This is a genomic window from Thermodesulfitimonas sp., from assembly GCF_052743955.1.
On record NZ_JBRAIN010000087.1, the window covers coordinates 1 to 7,336 of the forward strand.

Genomic DNA, 7,336 nt, shown 5'->3' on the forward strand with positions numbered 1-7,336 from the left:
CTTCCCGGTCCTGGGGCCGCCCAAAATGCGGGTTAGCTGTCAAACTTGAGTAAAAGCGTTAATTCACCTTTGTTTTCGTCCCAGAGTATACCGGTAGTCTCACGTTTCCCGTACTCATTGCTAAAGCAAATTTTTTAATCCCGTTAGAATCCTCGATGGATAGGACACCCTGCTTCGCCGGATCAACATGCGAAAAACTTACCACTATTCCTTGGTCATTCGGGGAAATGTCATAAGCTCTTACCCCCAGCTTCCACGCTTCGTAGGCTACTCCATTAGGCCCTTTAGGAGACCATCCATTAACTTCCACTGCTTTTCCCTTTGCCCACGCCGCTAAACGGGTTGACTCTAATCCTAACGAGGCTAATCCGGATAACGTTAATCCGAGTGCCCATAAGCCTGCTTGTTTTAAGAACCATCTTCTTTCAATGCTTACACCAGTTATTCCTACTCCCGCTTCCCGCAGTATTTGTACTACACGGTAAGTTCGCCGCCATCCTAAAACGATCGCCATTCGTAGCCGCATGCTTAAGCCACTGTAAACCCGAACCCGTTCTTCCTTAATCTCTAACAAGAGAGGTTCCCACCGCCAGCCGGGACGTACCTGATTCAGCACCGCCTGCATTTCCCGGTCATATAAGCTCCGAACCTTTACTCTCCCCCTCGCTTCTTTCTCGATCGTCCGGGCGAGCCTGTTACAAACCGGACACTTGGCATCAAAGAGCAGGTAGCGTTCCATTTTTGCTTTCACTCCTCTTATTCTGAAATTTTCCGTAACACTTACACTGAAGTGACCTCCCTGCCGCAAAGCGGCTCTTCCGATAACTTTACTATTATTCACCACCTCCCCTGGCCAAAACTTCCTGCTCCCGCTTTTTACCACAGCATAATATGACCGCACTTTGGTGCAAATACTGCAAAATGCAGTATTTTTCTCCTGTATTTTGCAGCAGACTGCCGCGTTTCGGGCCGTGCCTATCCCATTCCGGCGTAGTCTTATGCTGGGAAAAGGAAACTGTTGAAAGATAATCCTACTGTTAGGGATTGTCGGATGATAATTCGTCTAAACTGCCGGTGCCAAACTTCCGATAGATGTGCTGGCGGTGGGTTCGGACCGTGCGGATGCTTAAATGAAGTTCTGCCGCTACTTTATTTATTACTCCACGCGCGGAGCAAAAGCTCCAGTACTTCCCGTTCCCGCAGCGTGAGTTTTTCGGCAATCGCCCCCGGCAGGGAAAACGGTGCAGGAGCAGCACTGCTCCTCTGGTAGGCGCGAAGATCATCCAGTATAAACTTATCCTCAATCTGCGGGCCGGTGTAATAGGATGGAAGGATTATTTCTTCGGCAAGAACAAGAAGAAACGAGTTTACCGTCATATGGGATCAAGCGCCGTTTTTAGCAGGATTTGCCGTGGTTTCGACAGGTCGCGGGGCACCTTCGAGGACCGGTAGTGAGTATATGATGCTTCTAATTATTCGGCAGAGCAGAGATAGGGGCGGTAATCTTCCGGCGCCAATCCCGGTTTTCCCGGAAAAGAAAACACAGGCACCACCTCCATGATCACATCCGGGCCCCACGTCCTGGGCCTTGGATAGCAAGTGTCTCGACGCGGAAGCAGAAAGGATCTGATTCCTCTTGAAGAGAAGTAGTATTTGGTGTGGCACATCCGGCAGCTCGTACCGGTGGGTGGGCACCTGCAGTTGGTGATTTTGCTGCCGGGAGGCCAGCAGGAGGTGTTCTGATTTTTCTTCCCGGTTTCGCGTCGGGATTCTTGGGTTGGCGGCAGGGTTCTGCGCGGTGCCGCCGAATTAATCGAGTATGAAAGAGGGAATCCTCTCCCTGCTGCGGGCGGCAGACTGGGACACGTTAGTGGCGCGGGCGCGGGAAGACCGGCGCCTGCTTACTGTGCTCATCGGCGTGCTTTACTATCCCGACGAGCTTTTGGCGTGGCGGGCGGCAGAAGGGTTTGGGCGTGTGGTTGCGGCGCTGTTTTCAGAGGATGAAGAGTTTTGCCGGGACCGGATGCGACGGCTTTTCTGGGCCCTCAACGACGAATCGGGAACGAGTGGCCCCCTGGTAGCGCCGGCTATCGGCGAGGCGGTGGCGCGGGCGCCCGATTTTTTAGGGGAAAACGCGCTGATTCTGATGAACGTCCTGGACGAACCTTACCTCCAGGCGGGGGTCGTGTGGGCCTTCGGGCGGATCGGGAGCGTGCGGCCGGAGTTAGTCCGGGAAGTGGTGCCGGAGCTGCGGGGGTTGCTCGGGAGTCCCGACCCGCAGGTGCGGGGATGCGCCGCCTGGGCGCTCGGAGAGATGGGTGCGGCCGAAGTAACCGCCGACCTGAGGGAGCTTACCGGTGACGCCGCGCGGGTTAGAATATACCTGGACGGTAACCTGACCGAAAAAACGGTTGGGGCGCTGGCGGCGGAAGCAGTGGCGAAGCTGAAGGCGAAGGCGGTTTGACGGCTGCAGAGCCGGGTTCAAGGTTGAGCGTCCCGTGGCAGACGTTCGGGGTTAAGGTTTGAAGCTTGCGGCGGATGATCCGAGGGGTTCGGAGGCGTTGCGGGCAGGGTTTTAAGGGATGCGGAAATTTTTGCTTACGGTTTACGAACGACTTTACGCTCATTTCGGTCCCCGGTACTGGTGGCCGGCGGAGACTCCCTTTGAGGTGATCATAGGGGCCATCCTTACCCAAAACGTTGCCTGGAAGGGGGCGGCTCAGGCCATCGCCAACCTGAAGGAAAAAGGCTGGCTTGCGCCGCGGGCGCTCCTTGAGGCTCCGGAAGAAGAGCTGGCGGCCCTTGTCCGTCCGGCCCGCTACCACCGCCAGAAGGCGCAAAGACTCAAAGATTTCTGCCGGGTCGTCGTCGAAGAGTGCGGCGGTGATCTGGAGGTGCTGTTAAAACAGGACGTAGCGCCGTTGCGGCAGCGGCTTCTATCCATCCGCGGCATCGGGCCGGAAACCGCCGACTCCATCATCCTTTACGCGGCCGAGAAACCGGTTTTTGTCGTTGATGCTTACACCCACCGCATCTTCCACCGGTTAGGCATCTTTCCTGCCCGGGCGCGGTACGCAGAAATGCAGGCCTTTTTCATGCGCCACCTCCCGCCAGACGTGAGGCTTTTTAACGAGTACCACGCTCAGCTTGATGCTTTGGGGCACCATTTGTGTCGCAAAAAGGCGCCCCGCTGCGGAGCGTGTCCGGTTTTATCTTTCTGTAAAAACGCGGCGACAAACCCGAGGGAACCTACTGTGGGAGGATGTAAATTTTAAGCCGGAAGGTGAGAAAATGCCCTTCCTCGGTGCCCATATGTCGATCGCCGGCGGCGTGGAGCAGGCACTTCTACGCGGGCAGAGCATCGGCTGCGAGGCGGTCCAGATCTTCACCAAAAGCGCGCGCCAGTGGCGGGTGAGGCCTTTCGCGCCGGAAGAGGTGGCCCGTTTCCGGCGGGCATGGGAGGAAACCGGCATCCGCGCAGTTTTTGCCCACACCTCTTATCTCATCAACCTCGGCGCTGCCAACGCGGAACTCTGGCGGAAGTCGGTGGCGAGCTTTATAGAAGAGGTGGAGCGGTGTGCCGCCCTAGGTCTGCCTTATCTCGTTGTCCATCCGGGAGTTAACCCGGACGAGACGGTGGGGCTGGCGCGTATAGGGGCGGCGCTCGACGAGATCCTGCGGCAGACCGAAAGTTCCGGGGTGATGATTCTCCTCGAAACGACTGCCGGGCAAGGGGCGAGCATCGGCCACCGCTTTGAACACCTCGCGTGGCTTATCCAGGAAAGCAGATACCCGGAGCGACTCGGCGTTTGCTACGATACCTGCCATACTTTTGCCGCCGGCTACGATATTCGCACGCCCCAAGCTTACGCGGAAACCTTCGCCCGCTTCGACCGGATAATCGGCCTTGAGCGCCTGAAGGCGATTCACCTCAACGACTCCCGCGGGGCACTGGGCAGCCACCTCGACCGCCACGAGCATATCGGGGCCGGTAAAATAGGTTTGGAGGCCTTCCGGCTGCTCCTTAACGACCCGTGCTTCCGGGACCTCCCGATGGTGCTCGAGACACCGAAGGGACCGGATCTGCGGGAGGATATCGAAAACCTACGCGTGTTACGCAGCTTGCTCAAAGGTTAGGCGTTGCTCTTCTTAAAACGCCATACCTAATTTCACAGCGAGGCGCTGCCGGTAAAGCGCGAGTAGCTGCTGGTAGCGTTCGGGATCAAGGGGGCCGCTTCCCGAAGGCGTTTCAAAGTAACGCCGCGGTACCCGGAGATTTTCCAGGCTAAAGCCCCAACGCCTCTTAACCTCCCACTTCAACCGGAATATCTCGCGCCCGACCTGCTTTAAATCTGCAGGGGTTACGGCAACGCCCACCGCGTTGAGCGCCGTGGCGGTTACCTCCGGGGTGTAAATTCCCCGGGCGAAGAGGCAGATGACCAGGGAATTAAGCACGTTGCGCCACTCTTCCTCTTCGATAAGGTACTCAACGAGTGCGGCGTCTTCGAAAGCCGTGCCGTGCTTCTGGTCGAAGGAGTAACCGGCGTTACAGAGGTGCGAGTGGCGCGCCCCCACGCTATGCCCGAGGAGAAAGGCGTAGCCGGTGTGGTAGCCGGCCATCTCGTGGCCGCCGAGGGTGAGGGCGAAGTCCGCGCCGCCGTACCGGGCGGTAGCTTGGGCCAACCCCCGGCCGAGTTCGCGGTAAAACTCGTTGGGCGGCGCGGCGAGGTGTTCAGTCGCCCGGATGTAGCCTGTTTCGTTGCCGAACCGCAGGGGCACCAGGGTTTCGCTTTCGGTAATCAGCCCCCGTGCTAATGCTTCCGTAGCCCAGGCGAGGACTACGCCGGTAGAAATTACATCGAGGCCCGTTGCTTCTACCGTATCGAGCAGGGCGTAAATCTTGTCGACAGTATCAAGACCGAGCAGCGGTCCGAGGGCGTAGATCGGTTCGTAGTCGTAAGCGAGAGTGGTGGAGATGTAGCCGTAGCCCTCGGGGTGGGGCCGCCGGTACATCCCTACGTGGATACACCCCACCGGGCAGCCGGTGCAGGAGAGAATGCGCGTGAGCGATTGCGCGCCAAAAGTTTCGCCGCTAACGGCTGCCGCGGCGGCAAACCGGCCAGCCTGAAGATTCATGGTCGGCAGGCTGCCGCTGCTGTTGAGACGCAGGACGTTTTCGGCGGTGCCGATCTGGTGGTATTTGGCCATCCGGGGGGTTTTAACCGCTTCGGTATAAATCTTCTCGTAGGCGGCATTGTAAGCCTTCGGGTCTTTGATCGGGTAACTCTTGGTTCCGTCCACGACGATCGCCTTGAGGTTCTTACTCCCCAAAACGGCACCCAACCCCAACCGGCCGAAGTGGCGAAAAGTATCGACGTTAACCCCGGCGAAGGCTACGCCATTCTCTCCCGCCGGGCCTATCCGCCAGTTGCTCCGGTGTCCCCGCCCGGGCTCCCACTCCCGGAGCAGGCGGCCCGTTTCCTCGGTATCCAGGCCCCAGAGCCCCCGCGCATCCCGGAAAAAAGCCCCTTCGCGGTCGATCCGCAAATAGGTCGGTTTTGGTGCGCGCCCCTTAATTACTACCGCATCGTAGCCCGCGAAGCGCAAGGAGAGGGCGGCCCGCATCCCCGCGTAGCTTTCCCCCCACTCGCCCGTCAGCGGGGAGCGAAACACTGCTGCTACCTTGGTCGCCAGGGGAAAGATGCCGGAGAGCGGCCCGATCGCGAAAATGACCGGTTGCGCCGGGCTTAAAGGATCTTCATCCCAGGCCGCGTGTTCTAACAGCAGTTTGGCGGCGATGCCAACCCCACCTAAGTAGGATTTTAGGTCCGGCCGCTCGCTCACAGAGAAGGTGTTATGCTCCAAGTCGATATCGAGAACGCGCAAGAAATCGCCTTCAAACATTTTTCTGCTCCTCCATCGCCAGGACTTCCTGGGGACAAAAGCGAGCGCAACTGCCGCACTGGATACAGATGATCGGGAAGCCTTCATCATCAAGGCGGATTACCCGGGCAATGCAGGCGTCGACACAGGCGGCGCACTGGGAACACTTCGCTTTTTTGAAAATCACGCCACCGCCCGGCCGGGGGGTAAGCGCCCCGGTGGGGCAGGCTTGAGCGCACGCCGGCTCAGTGCAGCCACGGCAGATTTCGATTCCCCACTTACTCTGCAGGCCGCCCCGCGTTCGTACTAAGATAGCCGTCTCAACGATGGAGTAACTCCGGAAGACGTGGCGGGCGCAGGCGAGCATGCAGGAGTAGCAGCCGATACAGCGGTCAACGTCTTTGACGCGCAAAGTCTTCATGAGTTTCCTCCGTCATATTTCTCCGCTTATTATGGTTCATTTTCGGGATATTTCGCCCCGGAACAAAATTTTTCCTGCGGCCCCCCCAAAAAAAATGCCGCTCGCAGCGGCAGATAACGAAGCGCGTACAAAACTAAATCTTATGTGGGCACGTTGAAGATTTCGTCCCGGAGCGGCAGCGCGTTTTTGTCTGCCAGCCCGAACCTTAGCCACTGAAAGGCGAGCCGCGCTAATTCTTCGTCGTTGGTCTTGATGCGTTCCACCAGGCCGGGGGAAATATCAAAAATTTGCAGAAAACGGCTCTCAAAGACGAAGCGGCGGAACGCGTCCAGATCGTAGGCGGCAAGGTAAATCATCCTGGTGATTTTTGGGTTCGTGATCTTATCGCGCGGGAATTCTAACCGGGCCAGAGCGTCGTTGAAGAGGCGGTCAATCTCCCGCTGGAAAAGCACCCCCTGGTCGGCCAGCCAGTCTTCGAGGAAGCACTCTTTCGCTTCGTTGAAGCCGAGGCAGACGGCCGGGTCCGCAATGATTTCGTAGTAGTCTTCGTCGTTGTTGTAGCTGAGCGGGTAGAGCCGGCAGGACCAGGGCCGGTCGCTGTAAATAGAGCAGCCTTCCGGCGTGACGAAGGGGCAGCTCTTCGCCGCGTCGTCCCTCATTTTTAGGAGCACTAGCGGCAACCCCGTGTTGGGCGCGACGAACTGGAGCGTGTACTTTTCTAAAAACTCGGTCGAAGTCATGTTGAGCCGACGCTTCATCCGGAAAACGTCGGCCGGGGTAAGGAAGATGTTGACGTTCTGGCAGCAGGAATTAAAGCATTTCAAACCAGGATGGCACGAGAAACGAAACTTATCACTCGGGGTAATGAATGTTTTCGGTTGTTCGTTTGTTAGGGGCATAAAGGATCCTCGCTTTCGCTGCGGTTCAAAGATACCGCAAATTTGACCGGTACCACCGGTTATCTGGTTGAAAAGCTACTTAATTATAAACAGATATTCGGGTGAAATGCAACAAATAAATAAGACTTGACCG

Annotated in this window: 9 protein-coding genes; 3 read left to right on the forward strand and 6 right to left on the reverse strand. The window is 57.5% G+C overall.

Annotated features, from left to right (window positions below; translation table 11 throughout):
- Window positions 1–58: 58 nt before the first annotated feature.
- From ACUVTA_RS07610 to ACUVTA_RS07620, 3 genes are all read right to left on the reverse strand, one after another.
- Complete coding sequence (locus ACUVTA_RS07610) at window positions 59–901, reverse strand: hypothetical protein (protein ID WP_445952354.1); 843 nt, start codon at window positions 899–901, stop codon at window positions 59–61.
- 136 nt (window positions 902–1,037) lie between these two features.
- Window positions 1,038–1,256: a response regulator transcription factor gene (locus ACUVTA_RS07615; protein WP_445952361.1), complete on the reverse strand. Its 219-nt coding sequence runs from the start codon at window positions 1,254–1,256 to the stop codon at window positions 1,038–1,040.
- Complete coding sequence (locus ACUVTA_RS07620; protein WP_445952362.1) at window positions 1,150–1,377, reverse strand: hypothetical protein; 228 nt, start codon at window positions 1,375–1,377, stop codon at window positions 1,150–1,152. The genes ACUVTA_RS07615 and ACUVTA_RS07620 overlap by 107 nt, the downstream gene beginning before the upstream one ends.
- 442 nt (window positions 1,378–1,819) lie before the next feature.
- On the opposite strand from ACUVTA_RS07620, the gene ACUVTA_RS07625 reads away from it, so the two are divergent.
- The 3 genes from ACUVTA_RS07625 to ACUVTA_RS07635 all read left to right on the forward strand — a co-directional run bounded on the left by ACUVTA_RS07625 (window position 1,820) and on the right by ACUVTA_RS07635 (window position 4,137).
- Window positions 1,820–2,464 (forward strand): DVU0298 family protein, encoded by a 645-nt coding sequence (locus ACUVTA_RS07625; protein WP_445952355.1) that lies wholly within the window; start codon window positions 1,820–1,822, stop codon window positions 2,462–2,464.
- A 118-nt stretch (window positions 2,465–2,582) separates the two neighbouring features.
- Entirely contained in the window at window positions 2,583–3,275 is a 693-nt protein-coding gene (locus tag ACUVTA_RS07630; RefSeq protein ID WP_445952356.1) for an endonuclease III domain-containing protein, read from the forward strand.
- Between the two features lie 16 nt (window positions 3,276–3,291).
- Window positions 3,292–4,137, forward strand: coding sequence for a deoxyribonuclease IV (locus tag ACUVTA_RS07635; protein ID WP_445952357.1), 846 nt, complete (start codon window positions 3,292–3,294; stop codon window positions 4,135–4,137).
- Between the two features lie 12 nt (window positions 4,138–4,149).
- Here ACUVTA_RS07635 and ACUVTA_RS07640 read toward each other — a convergent pair whose 3' ends face one another.
- The 3 genes from ACUVTA_RS07640 to ACUVTA_RS07650 form a co-directional block, all read right to left on the reverse strand.
- Window positions 4,150–5,904, reverse strand: coding sequence for an aldehyde ferredoxin oxidoreductase N-terminal domain-containing protein (locus ACUVTA_RS07640; RefSeq protein ID WP_445952358.1), 1,755 nt, complete (start codon window positions 5,902–5,904; stop codon window positions 4,150–4,152).
- The gene (locus ACUVTA_RS07645; RefSeq protein ID WP_445952359.1) at window positions 5,897–6,304 is read right to left on the reverse strand and encodes a (Fe-S)-binding protein; all 408 of its coding nucleotides are present in this window, start codon (window positions 6,302–6,304) and stop codon (window positions 5,897–5,899) included. Before ACUVTA_RS07645 ends, ACUVTA_RS07640 begins: the two co-directional genes overlap by 8 nt.
- A 140-nt stretch (window positions 6,305–6,444) precedes the next feature.
- Window positions 6,445–7,128, reverse strand: a complete 684-nt coding sequence (locus ACUVTA_RS07650; protein WP_445952360.1) for a YkgJ family cysteine cluster protein — start codon at window positions 7,126–7,128, stop codon at window positions 6,445–6,447.
- Window positions 7,129–7,336: the final 208 nt, after the last annotated feature.